Raw genomic sequence first — 24,153 nt, 5'->3', positions numbered from 1 at the left:
CATGACCGAATCCCCGCATCGCTGCGCCTGGTGTGGGACCGACCCGCTCTACACCGCCTATCACGACACCGAATGGGGCGTGCCCGAGTACGACCCGCGCGCCCTGTGGGAGAAGCTGGTGCTGGACGGATTTCAGGCGGGTCTCGCCTGGATCACCATCCTCAGGAAGCGCGAGACCCTGCGCGCCGCCTTCGCGAACTTCGATCCGGAGAAGGTCGCCTGCTTCGACGACGTCGACCGCGAGCGCCTGATGAACGACCCGGGCATCATCCGCTCCCGCGCCAAGATCGAGGCGGCCATCAAGGGTGCGCAGATTTATCTGGAGATGCAGGCCTCGGGCGAGGACTTCTCCGAATGGCTCTGGTCCTTCGTCGGCGGCGCGCCGATCCAGGGCGAACGGCGCGGCATGGGCGACATCCCGACCCAGACGCCGGAGTCGGTCGCCATGGCGAAAGCCCTGAAAAAGCGCGGCTTCAACTTCTGCGGCCCGGTGATCGTCTATGCCTTCATGCAGGCCACCGGCATGGTCAACGACCACGTCGAGCAGTGCTTCCGCTGCGATGAAGTCCGGGCTATGGGCGGCGAATGACCGGCAAGATTGCCAAACCAAAATCCGAACGCGCCTTCCCGACCACCGCGCTCGAGGTCCTGCTGGCCCAGACCGTCGGCGGTCCGGTCTGCGGCGTGGACGAGGCCGGGCGCGGGCCTTGGGCCGGACCAGTGTCGGCGGCGGCGGTGATCCTCAATCCCGACGACCTGCCCGAGGGCATCGACGACTCCAAGGCCCTGACCGAGAAGCGTCGCTTCCTGCTGGAACCGCGCATCAAGGCCTCCGCCATCGCCTGGGGCGTCGGCTTCGCCTCGGTGGAGGAGATCGAGGAGCTCAACATCCTCCACGCCACGGGCCTCGCCATGTGCCGCGCCATCGAGGCCCTGTCAGTCCAGCCGAGCGCCGCTCTGGTCGATGGCAACTACCGCTTCAAACTGCCATGCGAGGTCAAAACGGTCGTCGGCGGCGACGGCCTGTCCCTGTCGATCGCCGCAGCCTCGATCCTGGCCAAGACGGCGCGCGACCGGCTGATGATTGAACTGGACGCCCAGTATCCCGGCTACGGCTTCGCGGCCCACAAAGGCTACAACGCCCCCATCCATCAGGCCGCTCTGAAAGCCATGGGCCCCTGCCCCGCCCATCGCCCCAGCTGGGCGCCGATCCGGGCCTTGCTCGAAAGCTGAACTAGATGTGCAGCGCGCCGCCCAGCAGCGCGCCCATGGCGGCGGCGGCCACACCGCCGGCCACTACCGTCACCCACGGCGGCAGATCCGACATGATCTCTTTCAGGGTCGGCTCGGATACGCCCGTGTCATTGGCCGGACGGCTGTCGAAACGGCTGACGCCGGGGGCGCGCCAGGCGACGGCGTCGCGGGCGTCCATGGCCTTGCGATAGGCCTTTTCAGCGGCCTGAGCCTTCAAGGCCTCGGCGTGCGAGATCGGGGTCATCGACAGCTGTTCCATGCCGAGCCAAACGACCGGCGCCCGCGAGTGTTCCTTAATGAAAAGCTACGCCGCCTCCGGCAGGGCCACAACCCGGTCGGTGACGAGGAACAGATACTCGACGTTCTTCAGCCGCCCGACCGCCCCGACCTTCTCGCCCTTGGGATTATGGATGCCGATGCGGGCGCCGACGTAGCGGGGCCGGTCGATCTCGACCACCTGCACCCGCCCGCGCGCCGACAGCATCTCCACCAACTGGTCGCGCGACAGATAGCCTTCGTCATTGAACGACACGATCAGGTTCGGCGCCCGGATGGCCTCGATCACCGCCTCCAGCGCCGGGCCGATGCCGGGCTTTGAGTTGAAGGCGCTCTTGCGCGTACGGACATCGACCCGCTTGTTGGCGACGCCATAGGTCTCGGGCTTGTCCCACAGCACCAGGCTTTCCCAGACGTGGTAGTTCCCGAGATAGGAATGCTGGTTGTAGGGCGGGTCCAGATAGACGAGGTCGGCTTCTACCTGTTCGGCGATCTCGACCGCATCGCCCTGGGTCGCGCGGCACGGACCGCCCGCCACGCCCGGCAGCAGATCCGGCATTCGGAGCGTGAGCGGCTTCAGCGCCCGCGGCGCCCAGGCCTTCATATAGGCCATATGCACCCCGGCGGTGGAATCCACCCGGTCAGCGGCTTCCATCAGGCTCACCATTGCGATGGCCTCCAGTTCGGGCTCCAGCCCCATGGCCGCGATCCGGTCGCGCATGGCGTCGATCCGCGCGCCGTTGTCGGGATGGAAGAAGCGGGCGTCCTCGCAGAAGGTCTTGGTGAACCAGCCGGCCGCGGGCTTCACCTGCGACAGCTCGGCGATGACGCCGGCGGCGCGGTCCGCCCAGACCTCACGGTCGGCCTGGACATAGGCGGTGGCCAGGGTGTGGGCGTAGGTATTGTGGTCGTTCGACCAGACCCGATACCCCTGCCCCTTCAGCGCATGGCCCACGCGGGCGCTGCCGGAGAACAGGTCACAGACCATCCCGCCGTCGGGCAGGACCCGGGCGACGGCCTCCTTGATGGGATCAAGAAGGGCCCGTTTCGAGCCCAGGTATTTGATCATGCACGCCCTTCCCCTGGAACGAGGAAGCAGATCGGCCTTGTCAGCTCTTGCCCCGCTTCGCCGGTTTGGCCGGAGCATGGGCCAATCGGAGCAGATTCGCAGCCCCCGGCGCGCCGAAGGGCGTTCCGGCCAGGATCAGGACCCGCTGGCCCGGCTGGGCCAGGCCGAACTGGACCGCGCTGTCGACGGCGTTGTCGGTCACGTCCTCCAGCGAGGTCGGCTCATTGCCCAGACGCGGCTCAAGCCCCCAAACCAGCGCCAGCCGCCGTGCGGTTTCGGCCTTGGGCGTCAGGGCCAGCATGGGCTGCAGCGGCCGCTCGCGCGACATCCGCCGGGCGGTGCCGCCCAGGGTCGTGAAGATGACGATACAGGCGGTGGACTGGGCCTCTGCGGCCTTCCTCGCCGCCGCGACCAGGGCGTCGGCGTCGAAGTCGTCCACGCCCGCGTGCTCGGCGTCCATCAGGCTGGGCCAGATCGGGTCCTTTTCGACCCGCTCCATGATCCGGTTCATGATGCCCACGGCTTCCAGCGGATAGTCGCCGGAGGCCGTCTCGGCCGACAGCATCAGGGCGTCGGCGCCCTCATAGACGGCGTTGGCGACGTCGGAGGCCTCGGCCCGCGTCGGGGCCGGCGAGCTGGTCATGGACTCCAGCATCTGGGTGGCGACGATCACCGGCACCCCGCGCTGGCGGGCGGCGCGAATGATGGCCTTCTGGGCCACCGGCACCTCTTCAGGGTCCATCTCGACGCCCAGATCCCCGCGCGCGACCATGACGCCGTCGCAGTAGTCCAGAATGGCGCCCAGATCGGCCAGGGCCTGGGGCTTTTCGATCTTGGCCAGGCAGGCCGCCTTGCCGCCGACCAGCCGCTTCAGCTCGGCCATGTCCTCGGCCTTCTGGACGAAGCTCAGGGCCACCCAGTCGACGCCGATGCGCAGGGCGAAGGCCAGGTCCTCGCGGTCCTTGGGCGTCAGGGCCGAGACCGGGATCACCGCCTCCGGCACCGCCACACCCTTGCGGTCGCTGAGCTTGTGGCCGCTCTCGACGGTAACGTCGGCCCATTCATCGGTGCGGTCGTTGACGCGCAGCCGCACGCGACCGTCGTCCAGCAGCAGCAGGTGGCCCGTGCGCAGGGCCTTGAAGATTTCCGGATGCGGCATCTGCACCCGCGTCTCGTCGCCGGGCGTCGGGTCCAGGTCGAAGCGCATCTTGTGGCCCGGCTTGATGTCGATCTCGACATCCTTGAACCGGCCCAGACGCAGCTTGGGTCCCTGCAGGTCGGCCAGCACGCCCAGCGGCCGCTGCAGCGCCATCTCAGCCCCGCGCACCGCCTTCAGGGCGGCGGCATGGTCGTCATGCGAGCCGTGGCTGAAATTCAGGCGGAAGACGTCCACCCCGGCCTGGGCCAGGGCCTTCACCGTGCCGGGCGCCCGGCTGGCGGGCCCCAGGGTTGCGACGATGCGCGCGCGTCTTGCTCTGATCATTGGACTGTCCCGTTTTCCGGTCGCGTTTCCTGATCCCTTGCCGGGAATCTGTGGCCCTTCTGGCAAGGTAACACGCGCGACGGTAGATCAGACCCCGCCGGGAAACACGATGTGACGCCCTGTAACGAAGCCGGAGGGCGGCTCGGCCTCAGGGTTTGGCCGCCGGCTCCGCAGCCACCACCGGACAGGCCGGGACGTCATAGAGGCCCAGGTTCTGGCACACGCCGTCGACCGTATCGGGCGCCGGGACATTGACCAGATTGGCTAGGGTCGGAGCGATGTCGATGGTGCGCAGCGGCCAGAAATGCTCCTCGCCGCGCTCGCCGGGCCGCCAGAAGATGATCGGCACGCGGCGGTCATAGTCCCAAGGCGAGCCGTGGCTGGCGATCGAACCGCCGATCCGGGCGTTGGAGGTCAGGTTGTAGGCATAGGCCCGCAGGATGTCGGCGCCTCGCCCGGCGACGGCGCTCAGGCGCAGACGCTCGCGGATCGTCAGCTCCTCGGGATTGAAGTTCCGGGCCGGCATCGGGTCCTGCAGCAGCTCGTCGCGCGGCACGGCCAGGACGATGTTCGGCTCGGCGTTCAGCAGCGGGATGGCGGCGGCGATGATCTGGCTGCGCAGCGGCTCGGCCAGTTCCTTGTGATCCTTGTCGGCGACGATGAAGCCCGTGCCGCCGCTCTGCAGCGGGTTGTCGGTCAGGTTGAACTGGGTCTTCAGCTGCGCATTGATGCGCGGCATCATGGTCGTGTCATAGCGGCCCGCGACCGCGCCGCGATCCGTCATCCGCTCGGGGAAGTCCGAACCGCCGTGGTCGGCGGTCAGGACCACGATGGCGCCCGGCGTCGCGGCGACGCGGCCCAGGAACCGGCCCAGGGCCTCGTCCATGCGCAGCAGCTGTTCGCACATTTCCGGGCCTTGCGTGCCATAGCCGTGGCCGATCTTGTCGGTGCCCGACAGGCTGACGCCCAGCAGATCGACGACCCCGCGCCGGCCCAGTTGCTGGCTGTCCAGCAGATAGGTCGCGGCGTCCAGGGTGGTCTCGTCGAGGTAAGGCGAGTCCTCCAGATTGGCGTCCATCGGCGGCAGGTCGGCGTAGAAGGTCTGGCCGCCCACGGTCGATGTCGAGCGCAGGGCGCGGCACTGGTCGTGCTGGAAGGTCCAGGTCGGGTTCGGATCCGCCGCCAGCCTGGCCTTGTAGGCCGCGTTGAAGGCCGCGATCGGCGCCAGCCGCGCCTCGGCGTTCTGGCCCGGCTCGACATAGGTCGTCAGCATCGGCCCGGCGATCCAGTAGGTCCCGTCGGAATGGTGGCCGGCCAGGTTGATCGCGCCCCGGTCCTTGCCCGAGACGGCGAAGACGCGGCTGTTCGGGCTCTGCGCCTTCACCCAGTCAGGCAGGTTGGTGACCAGCAGCTGGTCCGAGCCCACGAGACCGTTCTCGCTGTGGGCGCCGCCCGCGATCGTGTTGCGCGGCGCGGCCAGGCAATACAGCTCCTTGCCCGTCGCCGGATCGATCCACTCATTGGCCGGAATGCCCGTGTGGGTCGGATGGGCGCCGGTCAGGACCGTGGAGTGGCCCGGGCAGGTGGTGGTGACGCCGTGGCTCTGGAAGCCGTTGGTATAGACCAGCCCCTGATCGGCGAGGGTCTTCAGCCCGCCGGTGAACCGGCTGCGATACTGGTTGAACAGATTGGCGCTGAACTGGTCGATCACGATGGTGACCACCAGGGTAGGACGGCCCGGGGCGACGTTCGACGGCGGCAGCGGGGCCCGCTCCGGCGCGGCGGCTTCACCCGCGGTTTGGGCGAGAGCCGGCGCGGCTCCCAGCATGAGAAGAGCCGAGACGATCGCGGTGGTGGACTTCACTGGGGGACGCTCCGATGACCTGACGGCCCCTTAGCGCCCGCGCATGGCGGATGCGTGACAGTTAGCTGGACCGGGCGGCTCTCGTACGCTTCCGCGACGCTTTGTCTAGGTCCGGGTCTAGGCCTCGCCCGAGGTCCGGCGGCGCGGGTCGCCATGCACGGTAGTATCGGCCGGTGGGCTCGCCTCGGAGTCCACGACCCAGAAGCTCCAGGTCAGGGGACACATATCGGCGGAGAAGACGCGCTCACGCGTTTCGTCGCGCTTCACGGGCGACAGGGGTGCGATCCAGTCCAGGAAAGCCATGGTCTTGTTCCTCCGGACGGTTCTTCGACCGTTCCAGTGGACAGAATGGCGCGCGTCCGGACGAAATTGGAAGCGCCTTTCGACGCCCGGTCCTCACACTTTCGGCAGATCGCCGATGTAACGCTGCAGCCGCTGCAGGGCGGTCTGGTCGCGTCCGTCGCAGCGCGAAGCCACCGTCTGCAGCAGAACGTCCAGCATGGTGCTGGCTTCGGTGGGATTGGCCGGCGTCCAGTCCAGCAGGAATCGCTCGGCCGAGGCGAAGCGGTCCCAGACCGGCTCCAGGTCCCGGGACGACCATTCGCGCCAGAAGGCGGCGGCGCTTTCGAACGTCCAGGGCGCGTCGAATTTTGTCATCGGCTGTACTCGGTCGGAAAGGAGGAAACAGGGGTGAGGCGCCCCCGTGGTTGCGACAGGGCCTCTGCGATCCCGAATCCGCAGGCGATCAGCTGCAGGATCCAGATCACCAGTCGAAGCGAGATCCCGGTCCAGATCAGGAAGTCCGGATCCGCCAGGGCGACGGCGTAGCTGGCCGTCGCCACCAGTTGGAGCCCCGCCGCCGCGATGATCCACCAACGCCGCGAAGCCACCACCAGACCGATCAGGACGGTCAGGAAGGCCACCGACAACAGGGCGACGCCCCATCGGATATTCCCGACCTCCAGCGGCGCCAGCAGCACCGAGCCCCAGTTGACGACCATGAAGGCCGCCACCCCGATCCGGTCCACCTTGCGGCCGACCACGAACAGGCTCGCCAGGACGACGATCGTGACGCCCGTCAGGATGAACTGAAGCGGATTCATGAAGGCCTGTCGGCTGCTCGGAACATGACGGCGGTCTCGCGTCGGTGGACGGGTCTCGGATCGCCTCAGCGGACTCCGGCGGGCGCCGAGTTCTGCATCAGCTCCATGCCGAGGTGCAGGATCGCGGCGCCGCCGACCGCCAACACCGTCCCGGCGATCGCGAACGCCAGCACCAGGGCCAGACGCAGCCCCAACCGCTCCGGCGCCGGAGGGATGGACCAGCCGGTCCGCGCGGGGCCGGGTTCGACAACCGCCGTGACGACGTCCTCGACCGCCTCGGCCTCGGCAACAGGCCCGGAAATCGCGGGCTCCGACATCGGCATTGTGGCGCCTAGGTATGAAAGACCGACCCGTTCGACCGCACGCCGCCGGTCACGAACACCCAGTTTTCCGAAGATGCTCTGGAAATGCGCGGCGACCGTTCGACGGCTGATGCCCAGCCGGTCGGCGATCTCCTGATCGCTCAGCCTTTGGGCGGCCAGCTCCAGGCACTGCGTCTCTCGCGCGGTCAACGGCTGTTGCGACATGAATTCCCCCGCCACCACCCTAGGCTGCGGAATTGAGCGTCGTCCAGCCAAGGATGCTCGCGGAAGGCCCCGGAAAAAATACCGCCGTTCCAGAACGATGGCGGATCGAGGCCGGCGATCGGGCGGTGATCGGATGGTGGTGCGGGCGGCCGGGATCGAACCGGCATGGGCGATGCCCGACGGATTTTCATACCACCTCGGCTTTCGCCGCCGCCCTGCAGTGGGCGTTCGTGGTCTGGACTATCCCTTCGTCATGGCCCCGGCCGGTTGGCCGAAAGCTTTAGACGCCGCCCGTCTAGTCTCTACACCTTCCCGCCAGACCCGAAGGTCCGCCGGGCTTGGCTCGGGATCGCCAGTTGAAAGGGTTCCCCGAATTTGAGCGGTTCTACGTCCGGGATTTCCCCCGGCGCACTCAATCCTCAGCTTAAGTCCGTTGCGTCTACCGATTCCGCCACGCCCGCAGGCCGAACGGCTTCTATAGCCAGCCCCGGCCGCGAGGCCAAGGCGGCCGCAAAGCCCCCGCCCGGCCCGCTCCGACTAAAGTAATAGCGCCCTGTGCCATTTCAGAACAACTCCATGGTGTACGGAAGTTAACCTTACTTCACGGTCAACCAACCCGGTACATTAACCAGCAACAACGTTCGTAAAACTCATCTTTTACTTCTGATGGCATTGTCTCCGTGGGGATCGGAGAACACCTATGTCTCGCTACCGTCTGCGCAGAAGCGCGGCACTGATGATTTTTGCTGCGGGAGCCTTGGGGGCTTCCAATGCTCTGGCCGGCGAAGCCGGTCAGGCCACACGGGTCGCCATGCCTCTCGGCGTCGCGGCGCCCCCGCCCGCCGGCTTCCTCGACTTCTGTCGCAGGACCCCGACGCAATGCGAACGGTCGTCCGCCGATGCGCGCGATCCGGCCGCCGTGTCGCGCCTGGCCTCGCAGTTGTTCTGGCAGCAGGCCTTCACCCGCAGCAACACCGCGACTCCGGCCGCCGGACGCGCCATGCCGGTCTCGGCTCCGTCCGCCGGCCGCGGGGCCTATGACTGGAGCCGGGTCTTCCCGGCCCAGCGCGCCGCCCCGGTTCAACCGGCTCGTCCGACGCGCATCGCCGTCGGTGAGGCCGCTTCCGCCGCCGACTTCGGCTCCCAGGCCGTGGACGCCTCCGCCGACGGCATCGCGTATCAGGCCGCCTCCGCTTCGGAGACGAACCCGATGGCCCGCACCTTCGCCCGCCTCGGCGTTCCGGCGCCTCGCATCCAGACGTCGCCCCTGGTTCCGATGCCTAACGGCGCCGGCGCCGCCTCGGCCGACGACCTGACCGCGCCGCGCGCCCCCGAACAGGCTGTCGAACAGGCCGCCGTTGACGGCGCCGCCACCCTGGTGCTGGACGGCGAGAACTGGGCCCTGCTCAACCGCGTCAACCGGTCGGTCAACCGCCGCATCCGCAACGCCTCGGACCTGAGCAACTACGGCCAGCTCGACTACTGGCAGGCGCCGTCCGGCAGCAGTCCACGCGGCGACTGCGAGGACTATGTCCTGACCAAGCGCGAGGAACTGATCGCGGCCGGCGTGCCCGCCGGCGCCCTGTCCATCGCCATCGTCGAGACGCGCTGGGGCGAAAGCCACGCTGTCCTGCTGGTCGCCGGCGACACCGGCGAGGTCGTGCTGGACAATCTGTCCGCCTGGATCTCGCGCTGGGATCGCACCGACTACACCTGGCGCGAACGCCAGGCCCCGGGCAGCGTGTTCGAATGGGTCAACGTCGCGGCCTGAGGCCTGTCCCGAGCCTCTTGCGAGGCCCCCGACGTCCCAGGATTGGAACGCCCGGTCACTGCAGTGACCGGGCGTTTTTGCATCTGCGAGATGGAAGGGTCGATCAGATCGGCCGACGGCTGGTCTCGATGGTCTTGCCGATGGCGCGGGTCTGCAGAAGCTGGCGGGTATCGCTCTCCAGCCGCAGACCGGTCAGCACCCCGGTCGCATAGGCGCCGGTGTCGATGCCGATGCGGCGGCTGTCGGCGTGGACGGCCTCTTCCGGCGTATGGCCGTGGACCACGACCTTCTCGAACGGCGTACGGCCGCCCAGGAAGTCGCCGCGGATCCACATCAGATCCTGCTCGGACTGCTCGGCCAGCGCGATCCCGGGACGGGCGCCGGCATGGGCGAAGAAGTAGTCGCCGATCTCGAACGACGAGAGTTGGCGCGACAGGAATTTGCGGTGGCTGTCCGGCAGTGCGGCGTTCAGATTGGCCGAGGCCTCGATCCAGCCGCCGCCGTCGCCCTTCAGGGCCGGAATGGTCACGCCGTAGGACAGCAGGGCCTCGCGCCCGCCGTACTCGCACCACGACGGACCCAGTTCGGGCTCGGTCAGGAAGGCCTCGAACCGTTCCTCGTGATTCCCGCGCAGGAAATGGGTCTCGATGTCCTCGACGTCCGACAGCTTGCACAGCAGGTCGATGACGCCCTTTGAGTCGGCGCCGCGGTCGACATAGTCGCCCAGCATCACGATCACCGGCCGCGCCGGCTTCGTCGCGCGCAGGTCGTTGACGATCTCGGTCATCAGCGGAAGCAGCAAGTCGGCGCGGCCATGCACGTCGCCGACCGCCCAAACGACCGCGCCGTCCGGTACGCTCGCAGCGCGCCGGACGGCGGGTTTGGTCTTGCGGAAGAAGGAACCGATCATTGTCGCAAAATCGGGACGTTATGCCCCGCCGACAAGTCCCGGCCCGGAAGTCTTTTGTCGGTGATCAGAAGAACCTTTCACCGATCCGGATCGTGTCGCCCGGGGCCACCTGGGTGGCGGTGTTCAGCGGGAAGACCTGCTCGCCTGCCGCGTCGGCGCGCTTGATGAAGACCTGGCGCGTATTGGCACGGTAGGTGAAGCCCTCGGCGGTCGCCACGGCGTTCAGCACGGTCAGGTTATTCGTATACGGATATTCGCCAGGCTTGTTGACCTCGCCCAGAATATAGAAGGGGCGATAGTTGAGCACTTCGGCGCTGACGCGCGGCTCATTGATATAGCCCTGGCGCAGGGCCGTTGCGATTTCTTCCTGGAACTGGGCGATCGTCAGGCCTGCGGCCTGGACTTCACCGATCAGCGGCAGCGACACCTTGCCGGACCCGCCGACCAGGAACTCACCCGTCAGGGCCTCTTCACCGAAGACATTGACGCGCAGCTTGTCCGCCGGGCCGAGCTTGTATTCCGGCACGGTGCGAATGCCCGCGTCCTGAAGGTCGGCGACCGTCACCGGTCCGGTCACGCCAGGCATGGGACCCCCGCCCCCGCACCCGGCCACGCCGAGCAGCAGGACAGCGCCCAAAAACATTCCCCGAAGCCACGTCATCATCAAAACCCCATTGCTGCAGCGCAATACTAGCCGATCGGTCAGCCCAGTCCAACCGCTACAAGCCCCACGCGAAACCCCTCGCTCTTTCACACAAATCCATCAAGAAGATATCAATGTAACGCTTGAAGAGCGTAAGAATGTGACGACAGGGAGTTCGCGGTGAAGGCTTCAGACAGCTACAGGATCAAGCTCGGCGCCTGCGCCGCCCTGACGGGGCTCACCCTGGTGAGTGGTCTCGCCCTGGCCGTCGCCGTCGGATCGCCCACGATCGCCCTGCCCGTCCTTGCCGATTTCGGCGTCGGGGCCGAGCCGCGCGCCGACCTCGCGGCGGCCTCGACCGGGACGCCTCTGGCCGACGCCCTTGCCGCGAACCGCATCGCGCTCGACGCCGCGCCGATGAGCGCCGGGCCGTGGCTGCGCATCGCCTGGCTCAGGTCCCGCAACGGGGAACCGCTGGACGGCCCCGCCCTGGAAGCCATCGAACGCTCCTACACCGTCTCGCCCTACGGCGACGCCGTCACCGCCTGGCGACTGACCTTCCTCTATGAACACTGGGATCAGCTGACGCCGGAGATTCGCTCGGAGGTGACCGCGGAGCACCTCACCGCGATCTCATACGCCCGCCCCTGGACCCCGGACGGGCTCAAAAATCCGGCGGGACGAATGGCCGCGACGTTTACACAGGCCCGCGGCCTCACCCTGCAGGCGAAAACCCTCCCGCATTAGCCGTAAGTCGTGTCCGGTGGGCCACATATAAGCAAATGTTGCAGTGCGACAACTCGATATAACAAGGATCGGCTTTACGGACGGACTGCCTTTCTGCATTATCTTTCCAATAGTTTAAAAGGGACTCCAACATGATGAAATCCATGATCTTCGCGGTGGCGTCCCGGGCGCTCGCCTCGGTCGGCGCTCTCGCCGTCGTCGCGGCTCCGGCCGTCACCCTCGCCGCCACGGTTCAAGCCGACGTTTCGGCTCTCGCTGTCAGCATCCAGGCTGCCGTGACCCAAGCCCAGACCGCTTCGGCCGCCGCCGGCCTGAGCGCCGACGCCACGACCGCCGCGGTGGAAGCCGCCGTGCAGCAGGCGATCGCCGCCAGCGGCGCGACGCCGCAACAGGCTCTGGCCGCGCTTTCGCAAGCCCGCGCCGCCATGACCGCCAGCGGCACCCTGTCGGCCTCGAGCTCCGCAGCTCTGGGCGCCGTCAGCAGCCAGGTCGCCGCGATCGGCACCTCCGGCGGCGGCGCTCCCGCCTCGGGCGGTGGCTCCGGCGGCGGCGCTCCCGTTCCCCCGCCCGCCTCTTCGGGCGGCGGCGGTGGCGGCTCGGACTACCGTCCGACCGGCAACTAAAGACTTGCAGGGGCCTGTGGAAACACAGGCCCCCGCCACGACTACAATAAACGTTCTAAAAACCTGGGGCTCGCCTGATTTGGCGGGATAGATGATTCATGTCGATTATTAGCAGAAGCCTGACTGTTCTGATCGCCATGGGCGCCGCCGCGCAGGCCGGGTCCGCCATGGCCCAGTCGGCCAACAGCAGCCTGACCCAGGCCCAGGCCCAATCGGGCAACATGTTCGCCCGCGACCGCAGCGTCGCCGTGCGCGACCGGCCCCACCCCGAGTATGAGGCCATGGGCCTGCCGGTGGGCGGTTTCACCGTCTATCCGAAACTCGACATCATCGGCGAGTACAACGACAACGTCTTCGCGACCGCCACAGGCGCCGTGGATGACTGGATCCTGCGCCTGCGTCCCGAGATCGCTGTCTCGACCGACTGGAGCCGCAGCTCGATCACGGCCTATGCCCGGTCGACCATCTCCCAGTATTCCGACTACACCAGCGAAAACACCACCGACTACGACCTGGGCGCCGCCGCGCGTCTGGACGTGTCGCGCGCCATGAACATCGTGGGCGGCGCCAGCTTCGGTCACCAGTCCGAGCCGCGCACCACCGCCAGCTCCGGCTCACAATCCGAAAAGCCGATCGAATACGATGTCGCCTCGGGCTACATCGCCGCCACCCGCACCTCGGGCCGGGTCAAGCTGTCGGGCCGCGCCGACATCCGCGACTTCAACTATGAAGACGGCTACACCTCGGCCGGCGTCGTCGTCGATCAGGATGATCGCGACCGCACCAACACCAGCTTCACCGGCCGCGTCGACGTCGCCCTCAGCCCGGCGACCGCCCTGTTCGTCCAGGGAACCGCCAACGACCGCAACTATGACCTGCCGTCGACCCTGACGACCGCGGCTCGCGACTCCTCGGGTTACGAGATCCTCGCCGGCGCCAACTTCGAACTGGGCGCCGTGGCCCGCGGTGAAATCGCCGCCGGCTATATCGAGCAGAATTTCGACGAGAGCGTCTACAAGGACCTCAGCGGTCTCGGCGCCCGCGCCTCGCTGGAATGGTTCCCGACGCAGCTGACCACCGTCACCTTCACCGGCGCCCGCACCATCGAGGACTCGGCGATCATCGGCTCGGGCGGCTACGTCTCGACCAACCTCGCCGTGCAGGTGGACCACGAGCTGCAGCGCAACGTGATCCTCAGCGGTCAGGTGACCTACGGCAACGACGACTATGATGGCATCGATCGCACCGACAAGCGCTTCGGCGCCCAGGCCAGCGCGACCTATCTGATCAACCGTCACCTCGGCGCCAGCCTTGCCGTCAGCCACTACGAGCAGAGCTCGGATGGCGCTGACAGCGGCGTGAACTTCGATCTCAACAAACTGATGGTCTCGCTGGTCACCCAGTTCTAACGGCTTATCAAGAACTAGACTGTAAAACAGCGTCCATGACTGTCAGCACCGATCCGCGCCCCGCGCCCGAGAACAACTCCTTTGGGCCCGCGGGATGGGGCGGAGGCGCGCGTGGCGCCCTGGGCGAGATCGCCCAGATCGTCGACATTCACCGGCTGATCGCGACCTTCCGTCGTCGCCTGAAGCTGTTCGCGGCCATCGCGGTCCTGGTGCTCGTCGTGACCGTCGTCGTGACGGCGCGAGCGACCCCGCTTTATACGGCCAACGCCAACCTGATGATCGACACCCGCAAGGAGAGCGTGGTCGACACCACGGCCGTCCTGTCCGGGCTCAGCGCCGACACCGGCGTGGTCGACACCGAAGTCGAGATCCTGAAGTCCCGTCACCTGGCCGAGCGCGTCGTTGACGTGCTCAAGCTCCAGAACGACCCCGAGTTCAATCCGGCCCTCGGCAAGCCCGGCTTGGTCCGGTCCGTGGTCAATGGCGTCGGCTCCCTGTTCGGCGCTGCTGCGCCCGACGCGGCCCGCGCCCGCATGTCCCAGATCGATGCGCAGAAGGAAAAGGAAAAGGTCGTCGACCTCGTCCTCGAGCGTCTGTCCATCCGCCGCGCCGGCCTGACCTATGTCATGAGCGTCGGCTTCACCTCGGAAGACCCGACCAAGGCGGCCCAGATCGCCAACACCTTCGCTGACCGCTACCTGCTGGAACAGCTGGAAGCCAAGTTCGACGCGACCCGTCAGGCCAACACCTGGCTGAACGGCCGCCTCGGCGAACTGCGCACCGAGGTCGAACAGGCCGAAACGGCCGTCGCCCAGTACCGCGCCAGCAACAACCTGCTCAGCACCTCCGGCGCTTCGCTGACCGAACAGGAAATCTCGGCCTACAACCAACAGCTCGCTGGCGTCCGCACCCAGCAGGCCGAGGCCGAAGCCCGCCTGCGCACCGCCCGCCAGCAACTGGCCCGGGGTTCGACCGGTGAAGATGTCGGCGAGGCCCTCGGTTCGCAGGTCGTCCAGCAACTCCGCGCCCGTCGCGCCGAGGTTTCGGGTCGCGTCGCCGACCTGTCCAGCCGCTATGGTCCGCGCCACCCCGACATGCTCCGCGCCCAGCGCGAACTGGCCGACATCGACAGCCAGATCCAGGCCGAAATCCAGCGCATCATCTCCAACCTGGAAGCCCAGGCCCAGGTGTCGCGCGAACGCACCCAGTCCATGGCCTCCAGCCTGGGCGGCGCCCGCGGCACCCTGGCCGCCAACAACGCCGCCGCTGTTCGCCTGAACGAGCTGGAACGCAACGCCGAGTCCGTCCGGACCCTGTATCAAAGCTTCCTCGACCGCTTCAAGGAAACCAGCTCGCAGGAAGGCATCGAGCAGTCCGACGCCCGTATCGTGTCGCGCGCCGCCATTCCGACCGGCCCCAGCTCGCCGAACATCGGCCTGAACCTGGCCATCGGCCTGATCCTGGCGATCGCCGCCGGCATGGCCGCCGTGGTCCTGGCCGAGATGCTCGACTCGGGCGTCACCACCGGCGACGACATTGAGCGCAAGTTCCACCTGCCCCACCTGGGTTCGGTGCCCATGCTCTCCTCGGTCGCCGACGCCGTCGATCGCGACGAGACCCCGGTCGACTATATCCTCAAGCGGCCGCTCTCCAGCTTCGCCGAGGCCGTCCGGGCCCTGCGCGCCTCGATCCTCTATTCGCGGATCGGTCAGGACATCCAGGTCATCACCATGACCTCCGCCCTGCCCGCCGAGGGCAAGACGACGACCTCGCTCAGCCTGGCGCGCGTCGCCGCCCAGTCCGGCGCCCGCGTCATCCTCGTCGACTGCGACCTTCGCCGCCGCAACGTCAACCGTCTGCTGGGCGTCGAGCCCGAGGTCGGTCTGCTGGAAGTCCTGAACCGCACCGCCTCGCTTGAAGCGGCCACGCACCTCGACGAGCCCTCGGGCTGTATGATCCTGCCGCTGGCCAAGAACAGCTTCACGCCCAAGGACGTCTTCGGGTCGCAGGCCATGTCCCAGCTGCTGACGCATCTGCGCAGCCAGTACGACCTGGTCATCCTCGATACCGCGCCCGTCCTGGCCGTCGCCGACACCCGCGTCCTGGCCGGTCAGTCCGACGCCGTCGTCTTCCTGACCCGCTGGCGCAAGACCCCCGAGAAGGCCATCGCCACCGCGATCAAGCTGCTCGAACAGTCGGGCGCCCATGTCGCCGGTATCGCCCTGACCCAGGTCGATATGATCGCCCAGTCGCGCTACGGCTACGGCGACGCCGGCTACTACTATGCGGACTACAAAAAGTACTACGCGTCCTAAGTCCGGAACGCTTCCCGGGGCCGCAGATTCTTTCTGCGGCCCCAAAGTCTTTCTGGGGCTCAAGCGGCGCCGTATAGGCGAAGAATGACCGACACCCAGACCCCGCGTCGCCGCCGGCGATCCAGCACCAGCTTCGCACCCGCGTCGACATCCTCGGCGTCGGGCGGCGGAGGCGGCGAGGCGGCGAACTGGAAGACGCTGGCCGCTCTGGGCGCGGCCCCTGCCCTGCTCTTCGCGGCGCATCTGACCTTCGGGGCCAACCATCCGGTCGCGGCCCTGTGGTTCACGGTGCTGCTGGCGATCAGCCTTGGCGTCGCCCTGGCCTTCCCCGCCGTGCGCCGGGGACTGCACGACATCTCGCCCCTGACGCCGCCGGCCGTCCTGTTCGGCCTGACGCTCGTCGCCGCCCTGTGGAGCCTGACCGCCTGGGCGCCCGGCGGCGCTCATCCGATCTGGGCCTGGGCCGGCGCGCCGAACGGCTCCATCACGGTCAACAAGCCGGCGACCCTGTTCGAGATCGCCAAACTCCTGGGCCTGGCCTGTATCTTCCTCGTCGGCTGCCTGCAGTCCGCGCGTCTGGCCTGGGCCCGCGAGACGGTGCGCGTGGTTCTGCTGATCGGCGCCGGCTATGGCCTGATCTCGCTTCTGACCTTCGTCTCGGGCAACCAGCTTCTGGTCGGTTCGCGCCTGTCCGGAGGGTTCCTGAGCTCCAACAGCGGCGCGACGGTCTTCGGCATGCTGACGGTGATCGGTCTGGCCGCCCTGCTGCGCGACTGGCGCCAGACTCGCGGCCTTGATCCCGCCAGCAAGCTGGGCAAGGTCGCCGTCGCCCTGGCCTGCGTCCTGATGTCCCTGACCTGCCTGCTGCTGACCGCCTCACGCATGGGCGTGGTCGCGACCCTGACCGGCGCCGCGGTGCTGATGGTCTGGGAGCTGTTCGACGCCAGGCGCGACCGACTGCCCCTGCTGATCGCGGGCGGCGTGCTGGTCGTGGTCGCCGCCGTCCTGGCCTTGGGCGGCAACACCCTGCTCTGGGACCGGCTGGACGCCGTCGGCGTGGACAAGATCACGCGCGGCGACATCTTCGTCGCCCACTGGCAGGCCTTCACCGCCTCGCCCCTGTTCGGTTACGGCCTGGGCTCCTTCGTCGATGTGAACAGCCAGATCACCACTGAACAGAACTACGGCGCCCTGTGGAGCATCCGCGCGGCCCACAACGTCTATCTGCAATGGCTTGAGGAGGCGGGCATCATCGGCGCCCTGCCGATGTTCCTGCTGATCGCCACCCTTCTGGGCGCCGCGGTCATCCGGACCTTCAACCTGCGCAAGGGCCAGACCCTGCTGCGCGGCCTGATCGCCGCCAGCGTCGTGGTTCTGGTGCACGGCACGGTCGATTTCGGGCTTCAGGTGCCTTCGATCGCCGCCTTCTGGGCCTTCCTGCTGGGCTGCCAGTTCGCCTTCGGGCGCCGCTGACGTCACCTGAGGCGCGGTCGGGGTTCGTCCCTATCCTGGCACGAATACTGCTCTGCTATTGCGAATGAGGTTGGCGTCGTCGCACGACGGTTCTAATCGAACCTCGCACGGTCCCCTTCGGCAGCCTATTCGGAACTCCATGTCACTGGACACCAACCTCCCGGACGAACCGTTCACCCGCCTGCCCCGGCCTTTGGCGGCGCTTCTGAACCGGATCTCGGGACTGCGGTTCCAGGATCTGGGCCCCAGCCTCCTGGCCGGGCTAGGCTGCCTGCTGATCGTGGTCGCCGCCTCGACCCTGATCCTGACCGAACGCCTGGCCCAGATCCAGCAGCAGACGCGCCTCGGCGCCGCGCCCTCCTTCCACAATCCCCGTGCGCCCCTGTCCGGCCCGCTGACGCCTGACGAATTCACCCTCGCCCCCGACGCCGTGCGTCAGCTCGACGCCATGTCGGCCCAGATCTTCAACGACTCCATTCCCTTCTCGGACCTGCCTATCCAGCCGGCCAAGCCGTTCATCATGTCGCCGACGGACATCGTGCAATATGCGCGGGCCGTCGATTGCATGACCGCCGCCATCTACTACGAGGCCGGAAACGAGACGCCCCAGGGTCAGGCCGCCGTCGCCCAGGTGGTCCTGAACCGCATGCGCCACCCGGCCTATCCCAACACCGTCTGCGGCGTGATCTTCCAGGGCCAGGAACGCGCGACCGGCTGCCAGTTCAGCTTCACCTGCGACGGGGCCATGAACCGCCCGCCGAACCCCGAGAGCTGGGCCCGCGCCAAGGCCGTGGCCACGGCCGCCCTGAACGGCTCGGTGGCCGCCGAGGTCGGGATGGCGACCCACTATCACGCCGACTATGTCTCACCCTACTGGGCCGAGCGTCTGGTCAAGCTGCGCAAGATCGGGGTGCACATCTTCTATCGCTGGACCGGCGCCTGGGGTCAGCGCTTCTCCTTCACCCGCCAGCATACGGGCGATGAGCCGGTCATCGCCAAGATGGCCCTGGTGACCACGCCGATGGAGGTTCTGGACGTCCCGGTGGATCCCAATCTGGTCCCGACGCCTCAGATCGAAGTCGACACCACGCCCCTGATCGTCGCCCCGGTTCAGCACCCCACGCTGCCGCCGCCCGAGCCCGAGGCCGCGCCGCCTGCGCCCCAGGCCGCGCCCGCGCCGCCTCCCCAGCCGACGGTCAGCAATCCGCTGGCCACGCCCACCGAACAGCGCCCGCGTCGTGGCCGTATCCCCGTGCCCAGCGGCTGGTAAAAGGATGGCATGACCGAAGAATCGAAGACCCCGATAATTGTCACCGGCGCCGCCGGCTTCGTCGGCATGCATGTCGCCGAACGGCTGCTCCAGCGCGGCGAGACGGTCATCGGGGTCGACGTCTTCAACGCCTATTACGACCCGGCGCTGAAGGAGGCCCGGGCCGAACGTCTGGCCTCATACCCCGCCTTCCGCATGGAACGGGCCGACATCGCCGATGAGGCAGTCATGCGCGCCCTGGTCGCCGACAGCGGGGCGAAGCGGGTCGTCCACCTGGCCGCCCAGGCCGGGGTCCGCTATTCGATCGGACACCCCTTCGCCTATGAGCACTCCAATCTGAAGGGCCACCTGTCCCTGCTGGAGGCCTGCCGACACGCGAAGGTGGACCATCTGGTCTATGCCTCCTCCAGCTCGGTCTATGGCGACCGGCCGCTGGACGGCGCGGGGTTCAGGGAGGACGACCCGACCGTCTCGCCGGTCTCGCTCTACGCCGCCACCAAACGGTCGTGCGAGCTGCTGAGCCAGAGCTATGCGACGCTTTACGGCTTCCCCCAGTCGGGCCTGCGCTTCTTCACCGTCTACGGGCCGATGGGTCGGCCCGACATGGCTTATTTCGGCTTCACCGAGAAGATCATGCGCGGCGAGCCGATCGAGGTTTACGGCAACGGCGAGATGGCGCGGGACTTCACCTATATCGACGATATCGTCGACGGCATCCTGGGCGTGCTCGACAACCCGCCGGCCCAGGGCGGGCACGAGGTCTATAATATCGGGGATTCCAAGCCTGTCGGCCTGATGCAGATGATCGAGACCCTGGAGAAGGCGCTGGGCCGCGAGGCGATCAAGATCATGCGCCCGATGCAGCCCGGTGACGTGACCGCCACCTATGCCGACGTCTCGAAACTGCACGCCCTGACGGGTTACGAGCCCAAGGTGCTGCTCGCCGACGGCCTGCCGCGCTTCGTGGAGTGGTGGCGCGTCTGGAACGGCCGGAACGCCGGCTAGATCAGCAGATCACGCTGTTGGGCTTGGGCGGCAGGATGCCGATGACCCGGGCGCCGCGCACGATACTGCGCACCCCGATCAGACCTGTGACCACGGCCAGCAGCACGACCAGCATCAGATCGGCGATCATCTGGGCCAGAAGGGCTTTGGGTTTGATGCGCATCACCAGCCTCCGCGCGTGACACGGCGGAAGACGCTGAGCGAGCCGGCGACGATCTCGGCCTCGCGCCGGGCCTGTTCCTGACGGCCGGCCGCGCCCTTCGAGACGGTGGCGCCGTTCTCGTCCAGCACCGACCAAAGCCAGTTGTCGAGCGGTCCGCCGGTCAGCTGGATCGCGAATTCTGCGTTCTCGATCATGCACTTCCCCAATGTCCCGTGATGGGACTTCGGGTTTCAAACGAGCAAATCCCCTGCCACGCGAATGTGCCGGATCAGGCTTGAGTTCAGTCGGGCGCCTTGACCACCGCCAGCACCGCGTCCGCCGCCACCTGATCGCCGACCGCGACGCCGATCTCGTTCACGACCCCGTCGAAAGGCGCCGTCAGGGCGTGCTCCATCTTCATGGCCTCCAGCACCACGACGGGCTGGCCCTTCACCACCGCATCCCCGGCCTTCACCGGCGCGGCGACGATCTTGCCCGGCATGGGGGCGCGCAGGGCGCCGTCGGAGGCGGAGCCGCCGGCGGCGCCCGGCTGGCGGAAGGCGCTGACGTCGAAGGCGACCCCATCCTCGAAATAGATGCCCTTCTGGGCGCCCAGAGCGAGATAGGGCGCGGGCGGCCAGGCGTCGGGTTCAATGGCCGCGAGATGGGTTTCGCCGTTGACGACGACCGTCTGGCGGACCTCGGCGGGCCGGTTCAGTCTCAGGCCGGTCGGTCCGGCCCAGGCGTCCCAGGGCGTCCAGTGATCCTCGGTGCGAGCCTCAGGCACGCGCTCCCGAAGCGCCCGCGCCACGCTCTCGATTCCGAACTGCGAGAGGCCGGACGCGGTCAGGCTCCCCTCCTCTGCGGCGATGAAGCCCGTATCGACGTCGCCGGCGATGAACCTCGGATGCTCGAGGCACTTCACGAGGAAGCCCGCATTGGTCTTCACCGGCCAGACCTCGACCTCGCCCGCCGCGATCGACAGGGCGTGGGCCGCCTCTTCCCGCGTCTCCGCATGTACGATCAGCTTGGCGATCATGGGATCGTAGAACTGGCTGACCTCGCCGCCTTCATAGACGCCCGTGTCCACCCGGATGTCGTCCGGCAGGACGAAATGCTCCAGCTTTCCAATGCTCGGCAAAAACCCGTTCGCCGGATCCTCGGCATAGAGGCGCGCCTCCATGGCCCAGCCGTTCATCGGGATGTCCGCCTGCTTCAGCGGCACGGCCTCTCCCGCCGCCGCGCGGAACTGCCATTCCACCAGATCGACGCCGGTGATGCTCTCGGTCACCGGGTGCTCGACCTGCAGCCGGGTGTTCATTTCCATGAACCAGATGCGATCGGGCTTGAGGCCTTCCGAGGCGTCGGCGATGAACTCGATGGTCCCGGCGCCGACATAGTTCACGGCCCTGGCCGCCTTGACCGCCGCCCCGGTCACCGCCGCCCGCGTCGCCGCGTCCATGCCGGGGGCCGGAGCCTCCTCGATGACCTTCTGGTGCCGCCGCTGCAGGGAGCAGTCGCGTTCGTACAGGTGGACGACCTCGCCGTGGCTGTCGCCGAACACCTGAACCTCGATATGGCGCGGGCTCAGGATGTATTTCTCGATCAGGACCCGGTCGTCGCCGAAGCTGGACGCCGCCTCCCGCTGGCAGGACGCCAGCGCATCCAGGAAGGCGCCGGCCTCGTCGACGCGCCGCATCCCCTTGCCGCCGCCGCCCGCCACGGCCTTGATCAGAACGGGATAGCCAATGGCGTCGGCTTCGGCCTTCAGATGCGACGGCGTCTGGTCCTCGCCCATGTATCCGGGGGTCACGGGCACCCCGGCCCCGACCATCAGCTTCTTGGCCGCGTCCTTCAGACCCATCGCCCGGATCGAGGCCGGCGGAGCGCCGATCCAGATCATGCCCGCCGCGACCACAGCCTCGGCGAACTCGGCGTTCTCGGACAGGAAGCCATAGCCGGGGTGGATGGCCTCCGCCCCCATGGCCTTGGCCGCGGCCAGCACCTTCGCCTGATCCAGATAGCTCTCGCGCGCCGCCGCCGGCCCGATCAGCATCGCCTCATCGGCCTCGCGCACATGCAGGGCCCTGACGTCCGCCTCGGAATAGACGGCCAGGGCGCGGATCCCCATCCGTTTGGCGGTGCGGAACACACGGCAGGCGATCTCGCCGCGATTGGCGACCAGGACGGACTTGAACATTGTTACCTAGGCTCGATTTCCTGTGCAGCGCACATAGTTCTGGCGGTGGCCCTGAAGCGTCAGGATCAGACCCGCTCCGTGATCGGTCAGGACCAGTTCGCCGGACTGGCGCTGGTCGCGCGGGCGAGCGCCCTCATATTGGTCGTCGGCGCCGGTGATGTCGAAGGCGCCGCTGGCCCGCTCGCCCAGCGTCCGCACCGGTCCGGCAAGGGCGCCTTCGCCCTCATGGAAGGCCAGCCTGGTCGCCGAGACCGTCAGTCCGGCCGCGCCGTCCGCCGCTCCGCACAGCGCCGCCGTCCGGGCCCACTGGCCCTGAAACTGCGTCGGCAGGGTCTCGACCTGCGCGCCGCAACCCGACAGCGCCAGCCCGGTTCCAGCCATGGCGATTCCCATGATTTTCATCCGCATCCTGATTTCCCCCAATTTTTTGGTTCTTGTCCGTCGGCCGGTTCGCCGCGGACCTACATCCTGAACACTCCGAACGTCGTGTCCAGCACCGGAGCGTTCAGCGATGCGGAAATGGCCAGTCCGAGGACGTCGCGGGTCTGGACCGGATCGATGATCCCGTCGTCCCACAGGCGGGCGGTGGCGTAGTAGGGATTGCCCTCGTCCTCGTACTTCTGGCGCACCGGGGCCTTGAAGGCCTCCGCCTGATCGGGCGTCCAGCTGTCGGCGTCGCGGTGGACGGTGGCGAGCACCGAGGCCGCCTGCTCGCCGCCCATGACGCTGATCCGGCTGTTGGGCCAGGTGAACAGGAAGCGGGGGCTATAGGCCCGGCCGCACATGCCGTAGTTGCCCGCGCCGAACGACCCGCCGATCAGGATGGTGAACTTCGGCACCTCGGCGGAGGCGACGGCCGTGACCATCTTGGCGCCGTGCTTGGCGATACCCTCGGCCTCGTATTTGCCGCCGACCATGAAGCCCGAGATGTTCTGCAGGAAGACCAGCGGAATCTTGCGCTTGCAGGCCAGCTCGATGAAGTGCGCCCCCTTCTGCGCGCTCTCCGAGAAGAGCACCCCATTGTTGCCCAGGATGGCGACCGGATAGCCCCAGATGCGGGCGAAGCCGCAGACCAGGCTCGATCCGTACAGCGGCTTGAACTCCTCGAACTCCGAACCGTCCACGATCCGGGCGATGACCTCGCGCACGTCATAGGGGGCGCGGACGTCCTCGGGGATGATGCCGTACAGCTCCTCCGGGTCCAGCGCGGGCGCCTTCGGCTCGCGCACGTCAATGTTGACGGCCTTCACGCTGTTGATGTGGCCCACGATGTCGCGGACGATCTCCAGCGCATGCTCGTCGTTCTCGGCGACATGATCGACGACACCGGACTTGCGGGCGTGGGTCTCGGCCCCGCCCAGCTCTTCCGCCGAGATCACCTCGCCCGTCGCGGCCTTCACCAGCGGCGGGCCGGCGAGGAAGATGGTGCCCTGATTGCGCACGATCACCGTCTCGTCCGACATGGCGGGCACATAGGCGCCGCCGGCCGTGCACGATCCCATGACGCAGGCGATCTGCGGGATGTTCCTCGCGCTCATCCGCGCCTGGTTGAAGAAGATACGCCCGAAATGCTCGCGGTCGGGGAAGACCTCGGCCTGGTGCGGCAGGTTGGCCCCGCCGCTGTCGACCAGATAAACGCACGGCAGATTGTTCTGCTCGGCGATCTCCTGCGCCCGCAGATGCTTCTTCACCGTCAGGGGGAAGTAGGCGCCGCCCTTCACGGTCGGGTCGTTGGCGACGATCATCACCTCCCGGCCCGAGACCCGGCCGACGCCGCAGATCATGCCCGCGCCCGGCGCCCCGTCGGGGTCCCTGGCGTCCCCATACATGCCGTTGGCGGTCAGCTGACCCACCTCGAGGAAGGGCGAGCCGGGGTCCAGCAGCCGCTCGACCCGGTCCCGCGGCAACAGCTTGCCCCGCGCCACATGCCGCTCACGCGAGGCCTCGGAGCCGCCCAGAGCCGCCTTGGCGACCCTGGCGCGCAGCTCGTCGGCCAGCGCCCGGTTATGGGCGTCCAGCGCCTTGAACGCCGCGCCATGGGTGTCGATGGTGGAGGTCAGTCTGGGCAT

At 67.7% G+C, this 24,153-nt stretch carries 25 protein-coding genes; 10 read left to right on the top strand and 15 right to left on the bottom strand.

All coding sequences use genetic code 11. The annotated features are described in order from the left end of the window. The first annotated feature begins 1 nt into the window (after window position 1). Both AC07U0_RS17365 and rnhB read left to right on the top strand, forming a co-directional pair. Entirely contained in the window at window positions 2–589 is a 588-nt protein-coding gene (locus tag AC07U0_RS17365; protein WP_494721235.1) for a DNA-3-methyladenine glycosylase I, read from the top strand. Further along, a complete protein-coding gene (rnhB, locus tag AC07U0_RS17360; RefSeq protein WP_494721234.1) occupies window positions 586–1,233 on the top strand; it encodes a ribonuclease HII in 648 nt (215 codons plus the stop codon). The genes AC07U0_RS17365 and rnhB overlap by 4 nt, the downstream gene beginning before the upstream one ends. Before the next feature lies 1 nt (window position 1,234). Here rnhB and AC07U0_RS17355 read toward each other — a convergent pair whose 3' ends face one another. The 8 genes from AC07U0_RS17355 to AC07U0_RS17320 all read right to left on the bottom strand — a co-directional run bounded on the left by AC07U0_RS17355 (window position 1,235) and on the right by AC07U0_RS17320 (window position 7,576). Then, complete coding sequence (locus tag AC07U0_RS17355) at window positions 1,235–1,498, bottom strand: hypothetical protein (protein WP_494721233.1); 264 nt, start codon at window positions 1,496–1,498, stop codon at window positions 1,235–1,237. Window positions 1,499–1,558: 60 nt separating this feature from the next. Next, a complete protein-coding gene (locus tag AC07U0_RS17350) occupies window positions 1,559–2,599 on the bottom strand; it encodes a DNA adenine methylase (RefSeq protein ID WP_494721232.1) in 1,041 nt (346 codons plus the stop codon). Window positions 2,600–2,639: 40 nt separating this feature from the next. Continuing rightward, window positions 2,640–4,082, bottom strand: coding sequence for a pyruvate kinase (gene pyk, locus AC07U0_RS17345; protein ID WP_494721231.1), 1,443 nt, complete (start codon window positions 4,080–4,082; stop codon window positions 2,640–2,642). 148 nt (window positions 4,083–4,230) lie between these two features. Continuing rightward, entirely contained in the window at window positions 4,231–5,946 is a 1,716-nt protein-coding gene (locus AC07U0_RS17340; RefSeq protein ID WP_494721230.1) for an alkaline phosphatase family protein, read from the bottom strand. Window positions 5,947–6,063: 117 nt separating this feature from the next. Continuing rightward, window positions 6,064–6,249 (bottom strand): hypothetical protein, encoded by a 186-nt coding sequence (locus tag AC07U0_RS17335; RefSeq protein WP_494721229.1) that lies wholly within the window; start codon window positions 6,247–6,249, stop codon window positions 6,064–6,066. A 93-nt stretch (window positions 6,250–6,342) separates the two neighbouring features. Further along, window positions 6,343–6,603: a hypothetical protein gene (locus AC07U0_RS17330; RefSeq protein WP_494721228.1), complete on the bottom strand. Its 261-nt coding sequence runs from the start codon at window positions 6,601–6,603 to the stop codon at window positions 6,343–6,345. Next, a complete protein-coding gene (locus tag AC07U0_RS17325) occupies window positions 6,600–7,049 on the bottom strand; it encodes a hypothetical protein (protein WP_494721227.1) in 450 nt (149 codons plus the stop codon). Before AC07U0_RS17325 ends, AC07U0_RS17330 begins: the two co-directional genes overlap by 4 nt. Before the next feature lie 65 nt (window positions 7,050–7,114). Continuing rightward, window positions 7,115–7,576, bottom strand: coding sequence for a helix-turn-helix domain-containing protein (locus AC07U0_RS17320; protein ID WP_494721226.1), 462 nt, complete (start codon window positions 7,574–7,576; stop codon window positions 7,115–7,117). A 757-nt stretch (window positions 7,577–8,333) separates the two neighbouring features. Between AC07U0_RS17320 and AC07U0_RS17315 the strand changes: the two genes are divergently transcribed. Then, window positions 8,334–9,347 carry a transglutaminase-like cysteine peptidase gene (locus AC07U0_RS17315; RefSeq protein ID WP_494721225.1) on the top strand — a complete coding sequence of 338 codons (1,014 nt, stop codon included), beginning with the start codon at window positions 8,334–8,336 and terminating at the stop codon, window positions 9,345–9,347. Between the two features lie 103 nt (window positions 9,348–9,450). Here AC07U0_RS17315 and AC07U0_RS17310 read toward each other — a convergent pair whose 3' ends face one another. Further along, window positions 9,451–10,257, bottom strand: a complete 807-nt coding sequence (locus AC07U0_RS17310; protein WP_494721224.1) for a metallophosphoesterase family protein — start codon at window positions 10,255–10,257, stop codon at window positions 9,451–9,453. A gap of 64 nt (window positions 10,258–10,321) precedes the next feature. Further along, window positions 10,322–10,843: a polysaccharide biosynthesis/export family protein gene (locus tag AC07U0_RS17305; RefSeq protein WP_494721223.1), complete on the bottom strand. Its 522-nt coding sequence runs from the start codon at window positions 10,841–10,843 to the stop codon at window positions 10,322–10,324. A gap of 237 nt (window positions 10,844–11,080) precedes the next feature. Between AC07U0_RS17305 and AC07U0_RS17300 the strand changes: the two genes are divergently transcribed. From AC07U0_RS17300 to AC07U0_RS17270, 7 genes are all read left to right on the top strand, one after another. Then, window positions 11,081–11,647 (top strand): hypothetical protein, encoded by a 567-nt coding sequence (locus AC07U0_RS17300; RefSeq protein ID WP_494721222.1) that lies wholly within the window; start codon window positions 11,081–11,083, stop codon window positions 11,645–11,647. A gap of 131 nt (window positions 11,648–11,778) precedes the next feature. Then, window positions 11,779–12,270 carry a hypothetical protein gene (locus tag AC07U0_RS17295; RefSeq protein ID WP_494721221.1) on the top strand — a complete coding sequence of 164 codons (492 nt, stop codon included), beginning with the start codon at window positions 11,779–11,781 and terminating at the stop codon, window positions 12,268–12,270. Window positions 12,271–12,368: 98 nt separating this feature from the next. After that, a complete protein-coding gene (locus tag AC07U0_RS17290; RefSeq protein WP_494721220.1) occupies window positions 12,369–13,679 on the top strand; it encodes an outer membrane beta-barrel protein in 1,311 nt (436 codons plus the stop codon). Window positions 13,680–13,714: 35 nt separating this feature from the next. Then, entirely contained in the window at window positions 13,715–15,994 is a 2,280-nt protein-coding gene (locus AC07U0_RS17285) for a GumC family protein (protein WP_494721219.1), read from the top strand. Between the two features lie 84 nt (window positions 15,995–16,078). Beyond that, entirely contained in the window at window positions 16,079–17,467 is a 1,389-nt protein-coding gene (locus AC07U0_RS17280) for an O-antigen ligase family protein (RefSeq protein WP_494721218.1), read from the top strand. Between the two features lie 139 nt (window positions 17,468–17,606). Beyond that, window positions 17,607–18,737 carry a cell wall hydrolase gene (locus AC07U0_RS17275; protein WP_494721217.1) on the top strand — a complete coding sequence of 377 codons (1,131 nt, stop codon included), beginning with the start codon at window positions 17,607–17,609 and terminating at the stop codon, window positions 18,735–18,737. Window positions 18,738–18,746: 9 nt separating this feature from the next. Then, a complete protein-coding gene (locus AC07U0_RS17270) occupies window positions 18,747–19,742 on the top strand; it encodes an NAD-dependent epimerase/dehydratase family protein (protein WP_494721216.1) in 996 nt (331 codons plus the stop codon). 1 nt (window position 19,743) lies between these two features. Here the strand turns inward: AC07U0_RS17270 and AC07U0_RS17265 are convergent, their stop codons facing one another. From AC07U0_RS17265 to AC07U0_RS17245, 5 genes are all read right to left on the bottom strand, one after another. Continuing rightward, the gene (locus AC07U0_RS17265) at window positions 19,744–19,905 is read right to left on the bottom strand and encodes a hypothetical protein (protein WP_494721215.1); all 162 of its coding nucleotides are present in this window, start codon (window positions 19,903–19,905) and stop codon (window positions 19,744–19,746) included. Beyond that, window positions 19,905–20,099 (bottom strand): hypothetical protein, encoded by a 195-nt coding sequence (locus AC07U0_RS17260; protein ID WP_494721214.1) that lies wholly within the window; start codon window positions 20,097–20,099, stop codon window positions 19,905–19,907. Before AC07U0_RS17260 ends, AC07U0_RS17265 begins: the two co-directional genes overlap by 1 nt. A gap of 86 nt (window positions 20,100–20,185) precedes the next feature. Continuing rightward, window positions 20,186–22,084 carry an acetyl/propionyl/methylcrotonyl-CoA carboxylase subunit alpha gene (locus tag AC07U0_RS17255; RefSeq protein WP_494721213.1) on the bottom strand — a complete coding sequence of 633 codons (1,899 nt, stop codon included), beginning with the start codon at window positions 22,082–22,084 and terminating at the stop codon, window positions 20,186–20,188. A gap of 6 nt (window positions 22,085–22,090) precedes the next feature. Continuing rightward, complete coding sequence (locus tag AC07U0_RS17250; RefSeq protein WP_494721212.1) at window positions 22,091–22,492, bottom strand: hypothetical protein; 402 nt, start codon at window positions 22,490–22,492, stop codon at window positions 22,091–22,093. A 53-nt stretch (window positions 22,493–22,545) separates the two neighbouring features. Next, window positions 22,546–24,153, bottom strand: a complete 1,608-nt coding sequence (locus tag AC07U0_RS17245; protein WP_494721211.1) for a carboxyl transferase domain-containing protein — start codon at window positions 24,151–24,153, stop codon at window positions 22,546–22,548.

The organism is Brevundimonas sp. GW821-FHT02A10, assembly GCF_059422025.1.
The sequence above is the reverse complement of the archived record's forward strand: the minus strand, read 5'-3'. Positions and strand labels throughout refer to the sequence as shown.